Genomic DNA, 18,408 nt, shown 5'->3' on the forward strand with positions numbered 1-18,408 from the left:
CGGCCGTCAGGCGCGGTACGTCGCCGTTCACGCGGCCACCGCCGTCCGCTCGCGCAGGACCTCCAGGTAGTGGCCGATCAGCTCGTCGCCGAGGGCCTCCCAGGTGCGCCCGCGCACGGCGGTCCGCCCGGCGCTGCCGTACGCGGCGCGCAGCTCCGGCGCGGCGGCGAGGGCGGCGACGGCCTCGCGCAGGGCGTCGGGGTCCCCCGGGGGTACGAGGAGCCCGGTGCGCCCGTGGTCGACGAGGTCGAGGGGGCCGCCGGCGGCCGGGGCTATCACGGGGACGCCGCTCGCCATGGCCTCCTGGACGGTCTGGCAGAAGGTCTCGAACGGGCCGGTGTGGGCGAACACGTCGAGCGAGGCGAAGATCCGGGCGAGGTCGTCGCCGGTGCGCCGGCCCAGGAACCGGGCTCCGGGCAGCGCGGCGCGCAGCGCGGACCCGCTGGGTCCGTCGCCGACCACCACCACCCGGATTCCGGGGAGTTCCGCGGCCGCCGCGAGGAGGTCCACCCGCTTCTCGGGGGCGAGGCGGCCCACGTATCCGACGAGGAGCTCGCCGTCCGGGGCGAGTTCCCCGCGCAGGGCCTCGTCGCGCAGTCCGGGGCGGAAGCGGGCGGTGTCGACCCCGCGGCCCCAGAGCCGGATGCGGCCGATGCCGTGGGCCGCCAGGTCGCGGACGGCGGCCGAGGAGGGGGCGAGGGTGCGGTCGGCGGCTCCGTGGACGGCGCGGAGGCGGCGCCAGGCCGCGCCTTCGCCGGTTCCCACGTACGTACGGGCGTAGCTGGCGAGGTCGGTCTGGTAGACGGCGACGGCGGGGATGCCGAGGCGGGTGGCGGCCGTCATCCCGCGTACGCCGAGGACGAAGGGGCCGGCGAGGTGGACGAGGTCGGCGCGGTGGGCGGCGATGGCCGCGGCGACCCGGCGACTGGGCAGGGCGACGCGGACCTGCGGGTAGCCGGGCAGGGGGAGGGAGGGCACCCGGACGACGGCGCACGGGGCGTCGGCGTCCGCGGCCGGGTCGGCGACGGCGGGGGCGATGACGAGCGGGGTGTGGCCCCGCCGGACGAGGTGGCGCGCGGTCTGCAGGGCGCAGTGCGCCACACCGTTGACGTCGGGAGGGAAGGATTCGGTGACGATGACGACACGCATACGGGTGTTGTCGTCGTGTTCGGCGTGTCCCCGCCAACGTCGATCTGGACGGGGAGGGAACGTCCCATGAGCGTTTCGCGCGGGGGGCGGCCGGGGCCGGGGAGGATCACGCGTCGCCGTGGCCCGGCACGGGCCCGGACGCGCCGAACTCCGCCCGCTCCGGCCCCGTACGTTCCGGGTCTCCGTCCGGTCCGGCCCCGTACGCTCCGGGCCTCCGTCCGCACCGGCCCCGTACGCTCCGGACCTCCGTCCGCACCGGCCCCCTACGCTCCGGATCTCCGTCCGCACCGGCCCCGTACGCTCCGGCCCCCCGTCCGCACCGGCCCCCTACGCTCCGGCCCCCCGTCCGCACCGGCCCCGTACGCTCCGGCCCCCCGTCCGCTCCGGTCCTCCGGGGCGGGGCCTCGCGCGGCGGGATCTCCGCCGGGGGCCGCGCCGCCCCGGAGCCGGGTGGCGGGGGGGCCGGGTGGGGCCGGGCACTGGGCGCCGGAAGGCCGACGCCGGGCGCCGAGGGGCCCGGTCGGGCCTCGAAGGCCAGACCCGGCGGACGTCGCAAGCCGCCCCGGGTCGGACCACGACCGATCCGTCAGACCTGGAGATCCGGTCCTATCCGGTTGCGTACCGCGGTCTGGACCTCGACCTCCTCGGCCGGGTCGGCGGCGAGGCGGCGCAATCGTTCGGCGACGCGGACGTCTCCGGTCTCGGCGTGCTGGGCCGCGACCTCCCGGGTCGTCTCCTCGCAGTCCCAGAGGCATTCGACGGCGAAGCCGGTCGCGAAGGTGGGGTCGGTGACCGCGAGGGCGCGGGCGACGCGCCCGCGGAGCTGGGAGGAGGCCGTCTCGCGGTAGACGTGCCGCAGCACGGGCGCGGCGCAGGCGATGCCGAGGCGGCCCGCGCCGTCGACGAGTCCGGCGAGCGCGGGCGCGTCGGGGCCTTCGTCGCGGACGGTGTCACGCAGTGCGCCGAGGACGGAGGGGGAGTCCTGGGCGGTGCCACGGCAGGCGAGGACGTCGGCGGCGGCGGCGCCGAGGGCGTCGGTCCTGCGGACCCACGCGCGGGCGCGGGCGACCGCGTCCTCGCCGCACATGCGCCGGTAGGCGGCGACGGCGGCTTCGGCGACCTCGCGGGAGTCGCCGTCGGCGGCGGCCTCGACGAGGTCGAGGACGGCGGGGTCCCGTGACTCGGCGAGGTGGTGCAGGGCGGCGCCCCGGGCTCCGGCCGCGCCGTGCCGGGCGGCGGCGAGGATCTCGGGCCGGTCCTCGGGTCCCGCGACGGCGGTGAGGCAGCGGGCCGCGGGCCCGTACAGCACGGCTCCGCGCTCGTACCCCTCCTGCGCCCAGTCGAGGACGGCGCGCACGCTCCAGCCGGGTCGGGGTCCGGCGGGGCGCATCTGGCGCTGCCAGCGGTCGAAGGAGCCCTGTTCCTGGGCGGCCCTGACCCGGGCGCCGACGGCGTCGCGCTGGTCCTCGGCCCACAGCCGCCAGGGCCGGGGTTCGAAGGCGTCGCGCACCACGCCGGCGAGTTCGGCGTCGCCTTCGGCGTCGGCCGGGAAGCGGGCCAGGACGGGCACGGCGAGCGAGCGGAGTCCGGCGTCGTCGTCGCGGAGCGCCAGCTCGTCCAGGGCCCAGGCCCAGTTCGTGCCGGTGGCGGCGTAGCGGCGGAGCAGGAGCAGGGCGTCCTGGCGTCCGTAGGAGGCGAGGTGGCCGAGGACGGCGAGCGCGAGCCCGGTCCGGTTCTCCTCGGTGTCGAGGTGGTCCTCGGCGCCGAGCAGGTGGGCCTCGATCTCCTCGAGACCGCCGTGCAGGTCCAGGTAGAGACGGGCGTAGTAGAGGGAGCGGTTCTCGACCTGCCAGTCGTGGCGGGGGTCGGCGAGAACGCAGTGGTTGAGGGCCGCGAGGGCCTCGGCGCGTGGCGCGGCGAGTGCGTGCAGGGTGCCGTCGCCGCGGCCCCGCTGCAGCAGGCCGAGCAGGGTGCCGCTCGGCGCTATGACTGGTTCGAACATGGGGAGACGCCTCACATCAAGCTGTCGACACGACCGGGGGATGCCGGGATGACCCGGCTCGGGCGGTGCTTCGCCCGTACGCCTAGGCCGTGCGGCGACATGTCGGGCCGCTCGTCGTGTTCCGCTTGCCAGTGACCATCTTCCTCAGCCTCTCGTCGGTGGCCCGTTTTGCCGGGCCCGACGTCATGATGACCCACCCATTTCGCCACCGCGACCACATTTACGACGCCGCTCTCACCTGGGGTTCAGTGCCCGTTCACCGAGCTCCGAAGAGGTCGAGCAGTTCGGTCTTGCCGAACATCCGGGCGGTGTCGACGGCTGACGGAGTCCCAGCCTCCGGATTCGCGCCGCCGTCGAGGAGCGCGCGGACGACCGCGTCCTCGCCCTTGAAGACGGCGCCGGCGAGCGGGGTCTGGCCGCGGTCGTTGGCGCGGTCGGCGTCGGCGCCGCGTGCGAGGAGGGTGGAGACCGCGGCGGCGTGGCCGTGGTAGGCGGCGAGCATGACGAGGGAGTCGCCCTTGTCGTTGGTGAGGTTCGCGGGGACGCCCGCGTCGACGTAGGCGGCCAGGGCGTCGGCGTCCCCGGTGCGGGCGAGGTCGAAGACCTTGGACGCCAGCTCGATGACCTCGGGGTCCGGAGTCTCGCTCATCGGGTGGGACCGCCTTTCTCCTGCGTTGCCTGCCGGTGCACGGCAAGCGAGGCCGTACGAGTGAATCGACAGGGTACTGCCCGTTCGGGGACATGACCTCGCGCGGCCGAGGCAAAGATCACGGGAGCTCGCCGCGGAGGACTCCTCTAGCGCACGCCGGGCAATTCGCCACTCGACAGCCCGTTCGACGTCGGCCGGTCAAGTGAAATCGCCCGTTTTTCACTCGATTGCACCTTTAGTCACATAGATACTTGCTGTGAACTTGGAAGGACTCATGGTGACTGTCCCCTCAACCAGGAGAACAACCAATGATCCTGTCCATCTCAGGCGTGGTCCTGCTCGGCATCATCTGCTTCCTGTTCTTCAAGAAGGACGGGATGAAGGCCTCGCACGCCCTCGTCAGCGCGCTGTTCGGCTTCTACCTCGCGGGGACCGCCATCGCCCCGAGCATCACGGCGGGCGGGCAGAGCCTCGCCGGCCTCCTGGGCGGGATCAAGTTCTGACGCCCTCCAGTCCCTTCCACCACCTCAGGAGTACTTCGTGGCCCGGCGACCACTCCCCCGCATTCTGAGCAGCGGCAGCGCACAGATCGCTCGCAGTCGAGAGATCGCGCGCACGGCCGCCGACAGCGCCACCGACGTGCTCCATCCCCTGATCACGGTCTCCCGTGGTCTGCGGAAACTGGCCGCCCTCGCGCGCGCCAAGTGGGCCGCGACCCCCAAGGAACGGCGTGGTCCCACGCTGCTCCTGGTCGCGGCCTGCGTCCTGGTCGTCGCCCTCGTGCCGTACGGGCCGCTCCTGGCCCTCGTCACGCTCATGGCCGCGGCCGCGTGGAAGGGACGCGAGCGCCCGGTCGTCAAGACCGGGCCCGACGACGCGGAGATCGCCCGGCTCAAGGGCCTGTACGAGGCCCTCGTGCCGTACTTCTCCGTGCCCGAGGACCCCGCGCCGCTCTTCGCCCACGGCGGTGACTGGAGCGGCGCCTTCGCGGAGTACGCCTTCGACGGCGACGGCCGGCTCACCCGGCTGCGGATCACCTACCCCCCGTACTTCACCGACGGCGAGCCCGCCGCACGCGCGCGTATCGAGCAGCTGCTGCACGCCAAGTCCGGGCGCGGCCGCGAGTACCGCTTCGACTGGGACGAGGAGGGCAACCGGCTCGTCATGAGCGTGCTGCCCGCCCTGCCCACCACCATCGCGGCCCAGCGCTTCGTCACGGTGCCGGGCGAGACCGTCCTGGGCTTCACCGACGCGGACGCCGTCCAGCGGACCGTGCCCGTCGTCGCGGCGGACGGCACCGAGGACGCGCCGGCCGTGGTCTGGCGCACCGGGCCCCGCTCCACCGAGCCGCACCTGCTGGCCGTCGGCCAGCCCGGCAGCGGCACCACCTCCCTGCTGCGCTCGATCGCGCTCCAGGCCCTCCCCCACGGCGACGTGCTGATCGTCGACGGCGGCGGCACCGGCGAGTACGCCTGCCTCACCGGCCGTGACGGCGTCCTGGCCGTCGAGTGCGGGCTCTCGGGCTCGCTGACCAGCCTGGAGTGGGCGGCGCACGAGACGGAGCGGCGGCTCATCGCCGCCAACCGGGCCCGGCAGGCGGGCCACCCGGCGCCCGAGGACACCCGCAGGCCGCTGTGGATCCTGCTCGACCGGCCCGGCGTCCTCGGTCACCTGGCCGCCGCCGACGGCCGCCCCGACCCGCAGGAGCTGCTCCAGGTGCCGCTGCGGCACGGGCGCGCGGCCCAGGTCACGGTGGTGGTCGCCGAGCAGTTCGACAGCGCGGACACACTGAGCGAGGCGGTACGGACCCACACCCGGGCCCGGATCGTGCTCGGGCCCGCCACGCCGGAGCAGATCGCGGCCGTCCTCGGCGCCGAGCCGCACACCACGCCGACGCCCCAGGTCCCCGCCGGGCGCGGGTACGCGCGCCTGGGCACCGGGCCGGTGCTGCGCCTCCAGGTGCCGGCCACGCCCGACCCGTACGACGACGCGACGAGCGAGGCGCACCGGCAGGCGGTCCTCGAGCTGCTCCCGGAGCGGCGGGCGGCGACGACCATGGCGATCGCGACCGTCACCGCGCCGGAACCGGCACGGACCGTCGCCGCGCCGGAACCGGCCCCCGCGCCGCGCGCCGAGCCGGAGCCCGGCCCGGCCCCCCTGCACGCCCCGGTCCCCGCGGAGGGCTGACCCGCACGTGCGAAGAGGCCGGTACGGACCCCAGGTCCGTACCGGCCTCTTCGCACGGGGCCGTGCGCCGCACCTCCCCCGTACGGGCGCGCCGCCGCTACGCCACGAACGACCGGGGCGGTTCGGTGCCGCCGCCCGCGCCCGACTCGACCAGGCGGGCCGCGGCGGCCAGCCGGACGGCGGCCTCGTCGGCGACCGGGCCTCCGACCGTGAAGGGCAGCCGGACGAAGCCCTCGAAGGCACCGTCCACGCCGAAGCGGGGGCCCGAGGGGACCCGGACGCCGACCCGCTCCCCCGCCTCGGCGAGCCGGGAACCGGACAGGCCGCCGGTACGGACCCAGAGGGTGAGCCCGCCGCGCGGCACCGAGAACTCCCACTCGGGGAGCTCCCGGCGGACGGCCGCGACGAGCGCGTCCCGGTTCTCCCTGGCCTGGTCGCGGCGGAGCGTCACCGCCTCGTCCCAGCCGCCGGTCCGCATGAGCCAGTTCACCCCGAGCTGCTCCAGGACGGGGGTGCCGAGGTCGGCGTAGGCGCGTGCGGCCACCAGCGAGCGGATGACGTCGGGGGCGGCCCGGACCCAGCCGATCCGCATGCCGGCCCAGAAGGCCTTGCTGGCGGAGCCGACCGTCAGGACGGTGGACCCGGCCGGGTCGAAGGCGCAGACCGGCCTCGGCATCTCCACGTCGTCGTCGAGGTACAGCTCGGCCATGGTCTCGTCGACGACGAGGACCGTGCCCGCCGAGCGGGCCGCGTCGACGAGCTGCCGCCGCTGGTCCTCGTCGGCGAGGGCGCCGGTCGGGTTGTGGAAGTCGGCCACCACGTACGCGAGCCGGGGCGCCGCGTCGCGCAGCACCTGGCGCCAGCGGCCCAGGTCCCAGCTCCCGAGCCCCTCGGACATGGCGACCGGCACGAGCCGGGCCCCGGCCTCCCGCATGAGCTGAAGGATGTTGGCGTACGAGGGGGACTCGACGGCGATGCGCTCGCCGCGGCCGGCGAAGAGGTGGCAGATCGCGTCGATGGCGCCCATGGCACCGGTCGTGACCATGATCTGCTCGGGCATGGTGGGGATGCCGCGCGCGGTGTAGCGGTCGGCGAGCATCTGCCGCAGCGCGGGCAGCCCGGCCGGGTAGTCGCCGTGGGTGTGGGCGTAGGGCGGCAGTTCCTCCAGGGCGCCCTGGACGCCGCGGGTGAGCCAGGGCTCGGGCGCCGGAAGCGCCGCGCAGCCCAGGTCGATCATGGAGCCGAGGGCCTCCGGGGGCAGGGGTTCGAGACCGCGCGCGGGCAGCGGGTTCCCGGCCGGTACGGCGGTCCAGCTGCCGGCCCCACGGCGGGACTCGAGGAAGCCCTCGGCGCGGAGCGCCTCGTACGCGGCGGCCACCGTCGTACGGCTCACGGTGAGGGCGAGGGCGAGTTCCCGCTCGGCGGGCAGCCGGGCGGCGACCGGGACGCGGCCCTCCAGGACGAGCAGGCGGATGCCGTCGGCCAGGGCGCGGTACGCGGGGGGCTTGCGGCCGCCGGGTCCGGCGGGCCGCGGCTGCTGCGCCTGGAGCTGCCGGGCGAGCTGTGCGGGCCCCACCGCCGAAGTCCACTGGGCCATCGAAATCAGTCCACCTTCCTCGAATTGGCCATGGTTGGCACCCGTTCCCCCGCCACAGAGTGTCATGAGTCAGTCCACTACCACCACCCTGGGGGATCTCCTTGTCCATCGCCTCCGGCCTCCACGGCCGGCACCTCACCCGCCGGCTCGTCCAGCTCTACGCGGGGCTGACGCTGTACGGGGTCAGCTCGGCGCTGCTGGTGCGCAGCGGGCTCGGCCTTGAGCCCTGGGGCGTCCTCCACCAGGGCCTGGCGGAGAAGTCGGGTCTGACCATCGGCGTGGTGTCGATCATCGTCGGGGCGTTGGTGCTGCTGCTGTGGATCCCGATCCGGCAGCGGCCCGGGCTCGGGACGGTCTCCAACGTGTTCGTGATCGGCCTGGCGATGGACGGCACCCTGGCCCTCGTCCCGGACTCGCACGGCCTCGCGGTCCGTGTCCCGCTGCTGGCGGCCGGCATCGTCCTCAACGGCGTGGCCACCGGCCTGTACATCGCGGCCCGCTTCGGCCCCGGCCCCCGCGACGGCCTGATGACCGGCCTGCACCGGCTGACCGGCCGCTCCATCCGGCTGGTGCGGACGGCGATCGAGATCGCGGTGGTCGCCACGGGCTTCCTGCTCGGCGGCTCGGTCGGCGTCGGCACGGTGCTGTACGCGCTGGCGATCGGACCCCTCGCACAGTTCTTCCTGCGCTGGTTCGCCGTCCCCGAGCCGGACTCCGGAAGCACCGCGGTCGCCACGGAGACACCGAAGCAGGCCATACTGCGGCCGTGACTCGCGTACGCCACCCCTATCTCGACCACCCCACGCCCCTCCCGTTCGCCCATCGCGGCGGCACGGCGAACGGCCTGGAGAACACCGCGGCAGCCTTCCGCCGGGCCGCCGCCGCGGGCTACCGCTACTTCGAGACCGATGTGCACACCACGGCGGACGGGGCGCTCGTCGCCTTCCACGACGCCACCCTGGACCGGGTCACGGACGCCACGGGCCGGATCGGCGACCTGCCGTGGGCGGCGGTGCGCGAGGCCCGCGTGGCGGGCGCGGAGCCGCTGCCGCTCTTCGCCGACCTCCTGGAGGAGTTCCCCGAGGCCCGCTGGAACGTGGACCTCAAGGCCGAGGCCGCGCTGGTGCCGCTGATCGACCTGATCCGCAAGAAGCGCGCCTGGGACCGGGTCTGCGTGGGCTCCTTCACCGAGGCCCGGGTGGCGCGCGCCCAGCGGATGGCCGGACCGGAGCTGGCCACCTCGTACGGGGTGCGCGGAGTGGTCGGGCTGCGGCTGCGCTCACTCGGCATCCCGGCGGCGGTACGGGCCGGGGCGATCGCCGCGCAGGTCCCGGAGCGCCAGGGCGGCATCCCGGTGGTGGACCGCCGGTTCGTCCGGGCGGCGCACGCGCGCGGGCTCCAGGTCCACGTCTGGACGGTGAACGATCCCGCCCGTATGAACGCTCTCCTCGACCTCGGCGTGGATGGCATCATGACCGATCAACTGGAGACGCTGCGCTCGGTGCTGACCGAGCGGGGTGTGTGGGTCTGAGCGCGCGTTCCGGTGACATCCGCCCCGGAGCACCGGGGCGGAGCACGGGGACGAACGAGGGGGCGCGGCCTTGACCGCTGGAACCACCGAACCGGAGGAGTACGCCGCGGATCCCGCCGCACGCAAGCGGGAACAGCGGGGCTGGTACTTCTACGACTTCGCGTGCTCGGTGTACTCGACGAGCGTCCTGACCGTGTTCCTCGGCCCGTACCTGACCTCGGTGGCCAAGGCGGCCGCCGACGCGGAGGGCTATGTCCATCCGCTCGGGATACCCGTGCGGGCCGGCTCGCTCTTCGCGTACGCCGTGTCGGCCTCGATCGTGGTCGCGGTCCTGGTGATGCCGCTGGTCGGCGCGGTCGCGGACCGTACGGGCCGGAAGAAGCCGCTGCTCGCGGCGGCGGCCTACGTGGGAGCGACGGCCACCGCGGCGATGTTCTTCCTGGCGGGCGAGCGGTATCTGCTCGGGGCGTTCCTGCTGATCGTGGCGAACGCCTCGATCTCGGTGTCGATGGTGCTCTACAACGCCTATCTGCCGCAGATCGCCGAGCCCGACGAACGGGACGCGGTCTCCTCGCGCGGCTGGGCCTTCGGCTACACGTCGGGCGCCCTCGTCCTCGTGCTGAACCTGGTCCTGTACTCCGGCCACGACTCCTTCGGCCTCACGGAGGGCGAGGCGGTGCGGATCTGCCTGGCCTCCGCGGGCGTCTGGTGGGGCGCCTTCACGGTCGTGCCGCTGCGGCGGCTGCGGGACCGGCGGCTCGGCCCGGAGGCCGGTGGCGGGGCCGGTGGGGGCGGGGTGGGCAGCGGCTGGCGGCAGCTGCGGGCGACCCTGAAGGACATGCGCCGGCATCCGCTGACGCTCTCCTTCCTCCTCGCCTACCTGGTCTACAACGACGGCGTGCAGACGGTGATCTCGCAGGCCTCGGTGTTCGGCTCGGAGGAGCTGGGCCTCGACCAGACCACCCTCATCACGGCGGTCCTGCTGGTGCAGGTGCTCGCGGTGGCGGGGGCGCTCGGGATGGGACGACTCGCCCGGTCGTACGGCGCCAAGCGGACGATTCTGGGATCGCTCGCGGTGTGGACCCTGATCCTCGTGGCGGGCTATCTCCTGCCCGCCGACGCGCCGGTGTTCTTCTTCTGTCTGGCCGCCGCGATCGGCCTCGTCCTGGGCGGAAGCCAGGCCCTGTCGCGTTCGCTGTTCTCGCATCTGGTGCCGCGCGGCAAGGAGGCGGAGTACTTCTCGGCGTACGAGATGAGCGATCGGGGGCTCAGCTGGCTGGGTCCGCTCGTGTTCGGTCTCGCGTATCAGCTGACCGGGAGCTACCGGGATGCCATCATCTCCCTGGTGATCTTCTTCGTGGTCGGCTTCACCCTGCTCGCGCGGGTCCCGGTGCGGCGCGCGGTGGCGGCCGCGGGGAACCCCATACCGGACCGAATTTAGACGTGGCAGTGAAAGGGCGGTAGTGTACGCGTTTGGCCTGCCAGGCGGACCGTTACTGCGTGCTGCTTTGGTGAAGACACCGGGTCACATCTGCCGTCAGATGTGACAAAACGGGCACTGGTGGGTACAACAAGGGGCGGCACGACGGGCGACGCATGACCCGGCACGGGAATCTTTACCGCCGACCGGACGTTGACCGGATAACGACGACAGCGACACCTGTCCTGTGGGCGACAAGCCCGGGAGGCACGATTCATGAGTGAGCGAGCTCTTCGCGGCACGCGCCTCGTGGTGACGAGCTACGAGACCGACCGCGGCATCGATCTGGCCCCGCGCCAGGCCGTGGAGTACGCATGCGAGAAGGGCCATCGTTTTGAGATGCCCTTCTCGGTGGAAGCGGAAATTCCGCCGGAGTGGGAGTGCAAGGTCTGCGGAATCCAGGCACTCCTGGTGGACGGGGACGGACCTGAGGAGAAGAAGGGCAAGCCTGCGCGTACGCACTGGGACATGCTCATGGAGCGACGCACCCGCGAGGAGCTGGAGGAGGTCCTCGCCGAAAGGCTGGCCGTCCTGCGTTCCGGCGCCATGAACATCGCCGTGCATCCGCGCGACAGCCGCAAGTCCGCCTAGCGGACCCACCGGAACCATCAACGCCGCGGGGCCCGGTACACGCACTGTGTACCGGGCCCCGCGGCGTTTCCGTGCCCGCCCGTCTCCCTGCCCCGCCCCCCGCCGAGGCGTGGGGCGGGGCAGGGAGACGGGCGGTAGGTCAGGGAAGCAGCGGCGGGCGGGGCTCGTCGGCCCGGCGCGGGCCCTGGGCGGCGTCCTCACGGATGACCTCACCCTGGACCACCTTGCCGTCCGGACGGTGGATACGGGCCTGCTGGAAGGCGTCCTGGAGGCTGCCGGGAGGCGCCGCCGCCATCCGCCGCTCGGCGGCCCGGTCCGCGTACCGCCCGAGGAGCGAGCGGACCGGCGGCACGAGAAGCAGCAGGCCGAGCGCGTCCGAGATCAGGCCCGGGATCATCAGCAGCAGACCGCCGAGCATCAGGAAGCCGTTGCGGTCCTCCGCGCCGGTCCGCTCCGGCGCCGTCGGCATCGTGCCCGCCTGCGCGGCGGCCTGGGCCTGCTGGAAGGTCGAGGTGAGGTTGCGGAAGGCGCGGCGGCCCGCCCGCTTCATGACGGCGGCACCGAGCACGATGCCGCCGACGAGCAGGAGGAAGACCGTCAGTCCGCCCGCCGCGTCCGCCACCACCGTGAGCAGCCAGATCTCGAGGACCAGCCAGGCGGCGACGCCGAGCGGGAGGAACGTACGCGCGCGTGAGCGCTTGGGGGCGAGGGGAGGCGGTGCGCCGGTCGTCATGGTCCCCAGTGTGCCTGGCGCCCCGCCGGAACGTCGTAAAGGACGGATCAGTACGGGACGCCCGCGCGGGAGGTCAGGAGGACTTGCGGCCGAGCAGCTTGCCGACCTTCTCCGCGCGCGCCGAAAGGCCCCAGCCGGTGACCCGCCACAGCGCCTCGACGACGATGTTGCGGCTCATCTTCGAGTCGCCGATCTCGCGCTCCACGAAGGTGATCGGAACCTCGACGACGTGGAAGCCGGCGGCGACCGCGCGACGGGCCAGGTCGACCTGGAAGCAGTAGCCGGCGGAGGCCACGTCCTCCAGGCCCAGGCCCTCCAGGGTCTCCTTGCGGAAGGCCCGGTAGCCGCCGGTGACGTCGCGGATCGGCACGTCGAGCATCACGCGGGAGTAGAGGCTGCCACCGCGGGAGATGAACTCCCGGGACTTCGGCCAGTTCACGATCCGGCCGCCCGGCACCCAGCGGGAGCCCAGGACCAGGTCCGCGCCCTTGAGGGCGGTCAGCAGCCGCGGGAGCTCCTCGGGCTGGTGGGAGCCGTCGGCGTCCATCTCGACGAGGACCTCGTACCCGTGCTCGATCCCCCACCGGAAGCCGGCGAGGTAGGCGGCGCCGAGCCCCTCCTTGCCCTTCCGGTGCAGAACGTGCACATGGTCGTCCTCGGACGCGATCTCGTCCGCGAACTTGCCCGTGCCGTCAGGGCTGTTGTCGTCGGCGACGAGAATGTGCGCCTCGGGTACGGCTTCCCGCACCCGCGCGACGATCGGCTTGATGTTCTCCGCCTCGTTGTAGGTCGGAATGATCACCAAGGCCTTGCCGAGCGGGCCGTAACGCCTCTGGCCACCGTCGTTCACTACTGCCCCTTCGGATACATACGCAGGCCCCCACCATAGCGAGGTCCCCGGAGTGCTCCGGCGCGGCGGGTCGTGTGACGGGGACGGGGCGGGCGGTGCGGGGCCCGTCGTCCTTCGGTCCGACCTGGGAACCGCTGGCTGCGGGTCGACCGAGAGCCGTTGTCTACTGAACGTCCGGGCCCCACCCGGGTCGCACCTTCCGCCGGAGAAACCTTCCCTCGCGGCCGAGGCGCGGGCGGCGTACGGCGAATGCGTGGGGATGCGGTCCGGTCGGACGTCCTGTGGTGGACGCGGAGAACCTACCCGCCCCTGACGGTCGACTGTCAACACCCGCTTGACCTGCGAATACTTCCCAAAAGGCCAGGCCGGAGGGGAAGATCCGCAGGTCGGGGACAAGCGTGCGGAGCGGGCGTCCCGGAGGGGACATATCCCTACATCACTCGTTCGGCCGTACGAAGACCGGCTGTCCGTGCACGACCGTCCGCAGGCAGACGGGGAGGTCGGCGCCGGGGGACAGATCGGGCAGACCGGGTGTCCCGGAGCGCGGGTCGGTGGACCAGCGGGCCACCCGGTCGTCGGGCGCCTGCACGACGAGCTCCTCGGTGCGCCAGACCGCGTAGTCGGCCGGAGCGCCCGGGACCAGCGTCCCCGCGTCGTCCCGCCCCACGGCCCGCCAGCCGCCCCGGGTGTGGGCGGTGAAGGCGGCCCGGACGGAGATCCGGTGCTCCGGGGTGCGGTGGAAGGCGGCGGCCCTGACCGTGCCCCAGGGGTCGAGCGGGGTCACCGGGCTGTCGGAGCCGAAGGCCAGCGGCACTCCGGCGCGCAGCAGCGCCGCGTACGGGTTCAGGGTGCGCGCCCGCTCGACGCCGAGCCGGTCGGCGTACATGCCCTCCTCGCCGCCCCAGAACGCGTCGAAGGCGGGCTGGACGGAGGCGGTGAGACCGAGCTCCGCGAAGGCGGCGATCGTCTCGGGGGTGAGCATCTCGACGTGCTCCACACGGTGCCGGGCGGCCCGCACCCGGGCCAGGCCGAGCTTCTCGGCGGCGGCCCTGACGCCCTCGACGACGGCGGTCACGGCCGCGTCCCCGATGGCGTGGAAACCCGCCTGGAGGCCCGCCTCGGTGCAGGCGACGACGTGCAGGGCGATGGTGGCCGCGTCCAGATGGGCGGCGCCGGTGTGGCCGGCGTCGGCGTGGTCGGCGTACGGCTCGTGGAGGCAGGCCGTGTGGGAGCCGAGGGAACCGTCGGCGAAGAGGTCACCGGCCGCGCCCAGGGCGCCGAGGGCACGGGCCCGCTCGACGTCGAGGTCCGCCCAGTAGCCGACGACCCGGGGGCCCGCCTCCTCGCGGGCCAGGTCGAGGAGGCCGGTGAAGTCCTCCTCGGAGGAGATGCGGGGGCCGCCGCACTCGTGCAGGGTGCCGATGCCGAGGGAGGCGGCGCGGCTCCTGGCGGCGCGCTGCGCCTCGGTGCGCTGGCGCGCGGAGACGGCGCCGAAGGCGGCCGCGCGGACCGCGTGGTGGGCGTCACCGGTGAGCGGCCGCTGCCCGTCGTGGAAGCCGTCCAGGTCGCGGACGCCGGGGACGAGGTCGAGCAGCGCCGTGGTGACGACGGCGGAGTGGACGTCGATCCGGGTGAGGTAGAGCGGCCGGCCGCCGGTGAGCCCGTCGAGCTCGGCCCGGGTGAGCGGACGGCGCTCGGGCCAGCGGGAGGCGTCCCAGCCGTGCCCGATGAGGATGCGGTCCTCGGGGCGGGCGGCGGCGTGGGCGCGGACGAGCTCCGCCGCCTCGGCGAGCGAGGCGGCGGTCGACAGGTCGAGCCCGGTGAGGGCGAACCCGGTGGCGGTGGTGTGCACATGGGCGTCGACGAACGCCGGGGTGACGAGCGCGCCCTCCAGGTCGACCACCTCGTCCACACCGGAGGCGAAGGCGTCGGCCGCGCCCTCCGAGCCCACCCAGGCGACGTGCCCGCGCTCCACCACCATGGCGGTGGCGAAGGGATCGGCGGGGCTGTGGACTTCCCCACCGCGCAGCAGCACGGTGCGGTGTTCGGCGGGCGACGCCGCAGGCATGGACTCACTCATGCGACCAGGCTAGGACCTGCCAGGACCCGGTTTGTCCGGCAGGTCCCCTCTCGCGCCTCCGACGGGGAGCCGGAGCTTGGCGCGTCCGGGGTCAGACGCGCGGCGGCCGGGCCTCGTACGGGGTGGAGAGGACGACGGTGGTGCGGCTGGAGACGCCGGCCTGGGAGCGGATGCGGCTGAGCAGGTGCTCCAGCTCCAGCGGGGTGGCGACGCGGACCTTGAGGATGTAGTTCTCGTCACCGGCCACGCTGTGGCAGGCCTCGATCTCCGGGATGTCGGCGAGCCGGTCGGGGGTGTCGTCGGGGGCGCTGGGGTCGAAGGGTTTGACCGAGATGAAGGCGGTCAGCGGCAGGCCGACGGCCTCCGGGTCGACGACGGCGGCATAGCCGCGGATGACACCGCGCTGCTCGAGACGCCGGACGCGCTGATGCACCGCCGAGGTGGACAGGCCGGTGGCCTTGCCCAGGTCGGTGTAGCTCATGCGCCCGTCCTTGACGAGCAACTCGACGATCTGACGATCCAGCTCCTCCATGCGGTGACCTTATTGCTCCGGCGGGAGCACGGCACCGCCGGGGGCGACCACTATCGGGCGGTATGGGGCATCCCGGGGCAGCTGCGGCGGGCATGTGACGAACGCCACAGGTTTGCGTCCGCCCTCGGGTACTGCCACACGATTATGCGGACGGCTGCATGGGAAGTGCTTGCTGTGGTCGAGGCCGTACAGATCCGGCCGACCCACCCGAGGGGGAGATTCTCCATGCAGGAGCCTGTTGATTCGGTCGACACGCACGACGAGCTCGACGCGTACGACACCTTTGAGATGTTCCGGGTCGTCTGCCCGGAGTGCGCGCAGCCCATCGCGCTGCTCGCGGACGAGGACGTGCTGCCGGAGCACGCGCTGTGCCCGACGCCGTGGAACCCCTTCGTCCTGACGGTCTGCCCGGGTACGGGCCTGTCGGCGACCGAGGCGGGTCCGGCGGACGACACCCTGGAGGTCCAGGAGCAGGACACCGCCCTGCTCCTGACGCTCCCCCAGGGCCTCGACTGGCGCACCCAGCCCTTCTCGCACGTCGGCGGACCGGGCTCGCGCCCGATCCGGGTGCCGCAGATGCGGCGCGCGGCCTGAGGCCGTCGGTCACCAGTAGCTTCCCCGCACCATCGCCGCGAGCGTGGCGTGGTGCAGGATCAGCCCGTCGGGGTCCGCGGGTACCTGGACCTCGCCGAAGTGGGCCTGCCGGTACGCGATCCTGAGCATCACGATCGCGTGCCGCAGCGCCGCGTAGAGGGTGTGGAACTCCATGTCGCGCGGGGTGTGCCCGGTCAGCTCCGCGTAGCGCCGTTCGACGGCGTCGCGCCGCAGGAAGCCGGGCAGCCCCGGCTGGCCGAAGCTCACGGTCAGGTCCTGGAAGAAGCGGTGGAGGTAGACGGTCCAGCCGAGGTCGACCTCGCGGGGGACGAAACCCGCCATCTCCCAGTCGAGGACGGCCGCGGGGGTGAATCCGTCGTAGACGATGTTCCCGATGCGGGCGTCGCCCCAGCCGAGCACGGCCGGGCCCTCGTCGGCCGGCCAGTGCGCCTCCAGCCAGTCGAAGGCGGATTCGATGAGCGGCGAGGGCGCGAGTCCCGCCACCACCCAGTCGTAGTAGGCGCGTTGGGCGTCGACGTGGCGGCGCAGCGGGGTCCCCGGGCCGTCCGGGAGCAGGAACTCCGCTTCCTTCGCCGGGAACTGGTCGTGCAGCCGGGCGAGTACGGCGACGGACTCGGCTTCGAGCAGGGCGCGTTCGGCGTCGGTCGCGGCGTGCAGCCAGTTCCCCTCGTACGTGTAGGGCATGACGTCCGGCGGGACGCGCCCCTCGGCACGGGCCATCACGAAGAAGGACGCGCCGAGCGGTTCCGGGTCCTCCTCGAGCCAGAGCACGCGCGGCACGGGTACGTCGGTGTGCTCGCCGACCAGGCGCATGACGCGGTGCTGCCGGGCCATGTCGTAGACGGGGAAGACGGTGTACGCGGCGGGGTCGGCGGCCAGCCGCAGGGCGCAACCGCGCACCGGGGCGTCGGGGTGGTCGAGGTCGAAGAGCAGGGTCTCGCTGGACATGCCGTTGGACCCGGGCACGGCGAGCCCGGTGACACGGGCGCCGGGCAGGCGCCGGTCCAGCCATCGGGTGAGCCGACGCCCGAGCTCCTCGGGGTCGCGGGTGGTGGTGCGGGGACGGGGTGCGGAGGTCATGGAAAGGCTCCTCGGGGTGCCGGGGGCGTGGGGAGGGCGGGTCAGCGGGCCGTGGAGGTGAGGCGAGCCGCTGAACGGGCCGTCGGTGTAGGGCGGCGGGCCGTCGGCGTACGGGGAGCCGCTCAGGGGGCCGTCGAGGTGGGGCGAGCCGCTCAGCGGGTCGTCGACATAAGGCGAACCGCTCAGCGGGCCGTCGAGGTGTGGTCGGCGAAGCCGCTGGGGTCGTGGCGGCCGAAGGAGCCGTGCTCGAAGATGCCGTGACCGGTGTGGCCGTCGAGGGTGAACCGGGCGGCGTGATCGGTGACGCCGTACGCGGCCATGGGGTGCGCGGCCGGGTCGGAGAGGTCGTAGACCCGCCGGTCGGTCCAGCCCCGGCCCTGCCAGGTGCCGTGCTGCCAGTCGGTGGCGGGCGGGTAACCGGCGCCGACGGCGAGCGGGGAGGAGGCGAGGATCTCGACGCCGATCTCCAGGGGCTTCCCGCTGGGGTCGGTGAGGTGGACGGTGGCCCGCTCGGGGTGGCGGGTGCCGGGACGGTACGTGATCTCGGTGCGGGGCCAGCCGAGTTGGGTGTCGCGGTGCCCGTTCCGTACGAGCAGGGCCTCGTTGAGGGTGCGGTAGCCGTCGGCGTCCTCCTGGGCGATGACCATGAGGAAGCGGTCCTCGAAGCGCATCGGGATCCAGAGCCAGTGGAATCCCTCGGGGCGGAACTCGGCGGCGCGGCCGGGCTCTTCGCCGGGGATCGGGCGGACGCCCCAGCTGCGGTCGCGGGTGCCGGTCCACGCCCCCGGGGTGACCGTGAACTCCTCGCCGCCGGCCCTGATCGTGCCCGCGCAGTGTCCGGCCTGGACGAAGCGGCGGCCTTCGAGGGTGAGCCGGCCGCCGTGCCGCTGGGTGTGGTGGGGTTCCCAGACGGCCGGGAAGTCGCCGGTCCAGCTGAGGTCGTACGAGAGGCCTTCGGGGTCGTCGGGGTCGGCCGCGCAGCGCAGGGAGAGGCGCTTGAGCGGCTCGTCGACGGTGATGGTGAGCGGGCCGACGGAGAGGTTCGTCCGGTCGTCGCCGAGGGCGTCGGAGGCGCGGACGGCGTGCAGCCGGTCGCCGACGCGGAGGGTGGCGTAGGCGTCGATGACACCGGTGTTGGGGTAGACCCCGAGACCGGCGATGAGCAGGGCCCGGCCGGTGTGGTCGAAGACGTGGAAGATGCACCGGTCGTAGGCGTTGCGATCGCCGCTGACGTGGTGCTTCATCGAGAGCGGGGCCTGGTGCACGGGGTATTCGTCGAGTGCGACGGGCCGGTCGTCGACGTGCCGGTGCCCGGACATGGCTGACCTCCTG

General features: G+C 73.7%; 17 protein-coding genes. 7 read left to right on the top strand and 10 right to left on the bottom strand.

Features of this window, described 5'->3' with window-relative positions; genetic code table 11:
* Nucleotides 1-27: 27 nt before the first annotated feature.
* The 3 genes from DEJ43_RS04925 to DEJ43_RS04935 form a co-directional block, all read right to left on the bottom strand.
* Entirely contained in the window at nt 28-1,149 is a 1,122-nt protein-coding gene (locus tag DEJ43_RS04925; protein ID WP_015032209.1) for a glycosyltransferase family 4 protein, read from the bottom strand.
* A 586-nt stretch (nt 1,150-1,735) separates the two neighbouring features.
* Nucleotides 1,736-3,151: a hypothetical protein gene (locus DEJ43_RS04930; RefSeq protein WP_015032210.1), complete on the bottom strand. Its 1,416-nt coding sequence runs from the start codon at nt 3,149-3,151 to the stop codon at nt 1,736-1,738.
* A 256-nt stretch (nt 3,152-3,407) separates the two neighbouring features.
* Nucleotides 3,408-3,800: an ankyrin repeat domain-containing protein gene (locus tag DEJ43_RS04935; RefSeq protein WP_015032211.1), complete on the bottom strand. Its 393-nt coding sequence runs from the start codon at nt 3,798-3,800 to the stop codon at nt 3,408-3,410.
* 308 nt (nt 3,801-4,108) lie between these two features.
* Here DEJ43_RS04935 and DEJ43_RS04940 point away from each other — a divergent pair, with 308 nt between their 5' ends.
* Both DEJ43_RS04940 and DEJ43_RS04945 read left to right on the top strand, forming a co-directional pair.
* Entirely contained in the window at nt 4,109-4,303 is a 195-nt protein-coding gene (locus DEJ43_RS04940; RefSeq protein ID WP_015032212.1) for a hypothetical protein, read from the top strand.
* Between the two features lie 37 nt (nt 4,304-4,340).
* Nucleotides 4,341-5,987 carry a P-loop NTPase family protein gene (locus tag DEJ43_RS04945; protein ID WP_015032213.1) on the top strand — a complete coding sequence of 549 codons (1,647 nt, stop codon included), beginning with the start codon at nt 4,341-4,343 and terminating at the stop codon, nt 5,985-5,987.
* A 97-nt stretch (nt 5,988-6,084) separates the two neighbouring features.
* Here DEJ43_RS04945 and DEJ43_RS04950 read toward each other — a convergent pair whose 3' ends face one another.
* On the bottom strand, nt 6,085-7,584 hold the full coding sequence (locus DEJ43_RS04950; protein ID WP_015032214.1) for an SCO1417 family PLP biosynthesis transcription factor: 1,500 nt from the start codon (nt 7,582-7,584) through the stop codon (nt 6,085-6,087).
* Between the two features lie 101 nt (nt 7,585-7,685).
* On the opposite strand from DEJ43_RS04950, the gene yczE reads away from it, so the two are divergent.
* From yczE to DEJ43_RS04970, 4 genes are all read left to right on the top strand, one after another.
* A complete protein-coding gene (gene yczE / locus DEJ43_RS04955; protein ID WP_015032215.1) occupies nt 7,686-8,354 on the top strand; it encodes a membrane protein YczE in 669 nt (222 codons plus the stop codon).
* Nucleotides 8,351-9,115 (top strand): glycerophosphodiester phosphodiesterase family protein, encoded by a 765-nt coding sequence (locus DEJ43_RS04960; protein WP_015032216.1) that lies wholly within the window; start codon nt 8,351-8,353, stop codon nt 9,113-9,115. The genes yczE and DEJ43_RS04960 overlap by 4 nt, the downstream gene beginning before the upstream one ends.
* Before the next feature lie 70 nt (nt 9,116-9,185).
* Complete coding sequence (locus DEJ43_RS04965; RefSeq protein WP_015032217.1) at nt 9,186-10,556, top strand: MFS transporter; 1,371 nt, start codon at nt 9,186-9,188, stop codon at nt 10,554-10,556.
* Between the two features lie 255 nt (nt 10,557-10,811).
* The gene (locus DEJ43_RS04970) at nt 10,812-11,186 is read left to right on the top strand and encodes an RNA polymerase-binding protein RbpA (RefSeq protein ID WP_015032218.1); all 375 of its coding nucleotides are present in this window, start codon (nt 10,812-10,814) and stop codon (nt 11,184-11,186) included.
* Nucleotides 11,187-11,325: 139 nt separating this feature from the next.
* On the opposite strand, the gene fxsA is transcribed toward DEJ43_RS04970, so the two are convergent.
* From fxsA to DEJ43_RS04990, 4 genes are all read right to left on the bottom strand, one after another.
* Nucleotides 11,326-11,919 (bottom strand): FxsA family membrane protein, encoded by a 594-nt coding sequence (gene fxsA, locus DEJ43_RS04975; protein WP_015032219.1) that lies wholly within the window; start codon nt 11,917-11,919, stop codon nt 11,326-11,328.
* 73 nt (nt 11,920-11,992) lie between these two features.
* A complete protein-coding gene (locus tag DEJ43_RS04980) occupies nt 11,993-12,769 on the bottom strand; it encodes a polyprenol monophosphomannose synthase (RefSeq protein ID WP_015032220.1) in 777 nt (258 codons plus the stop codon).
* Between the two features lie 436 nt (nt 12,770-13,205).
* Entirely contained in the window at nt 13,206-14,849 is a 1,644-nt protein-coding gene (locus DEJ43_RS04985) for an amidohydrolase (RefSeq protein ID WP_041662121.1), read from the bottom strand.
* 91 nt (nt 14,850-14,940) lie between these two features.
* Nucleotides 14,941-15,381, bottom strand: coding sequence for an Lrp/AsnC family transcriptional regulator (locus DEJ43_RS04990; RefSeq protein WP_015032222.1), 441 nt, complete (start codon nt 15,379-15,381; stop codon nt 14,941-14,943).
* A gap of 225 nt (nt 15,382-15,606) precedes the next feature.
* On the opposite strand from DEJ43_RS04990, the gene DEJ43_RS04995 reads away from it, so the two are divergent.
* Nucleotides 15,607-15,975, top strand: coding sequence for a hypothetical protein (locus DEJ43_RS04995; protein ID WP_041663663.1), 369 nt, complete (start codon nt 15,607-15,609; stop codon nt 15,973-15,975).
* Between the two features lie 9 nt (nt 15,976-15,984).
* On the opposite strand, the gene DEJ43_RS05000 is transcribed toward DEJ43_RS04995, so the two are convergent.
* Complete coding sequence (locus DEJ43_RS05000; protein ID WP_015032224.1) at nt 15,985-17,076, bottom strand: phosphotransferase family protein; 1,092 nt, start codon at nt 17,074-17,076, stop codon at nt 15,985-15,987.
* Nucleotides 17,077-17,258: 182 nt separating this feature from the next.
* Nucleotides 17,259-18,395: an Rv3169 family protein gene (locus DEJ43_RS05005; RefSeq protein WP_015032225.1), complete on the bottom strand. Its 1,137-nt coding sequence runs from the start codon at nt 18,393-18,395 to the stop codon at nt 17,259-17,261.
* Between the last annotated feature and the right edge of the window lie 13 nt (nt 18,396-18,408).

This window comes from Streptomyces venezuelae ATCC 10712 (assembly GCF_008639165.1).
GTDB classification, from domain to species: Bacteria; Actinomycetota; Actinomycetes; order Streptomycetales; family Streptomycetaceae; genus Streptomyces; species Streptomyces venezuelae.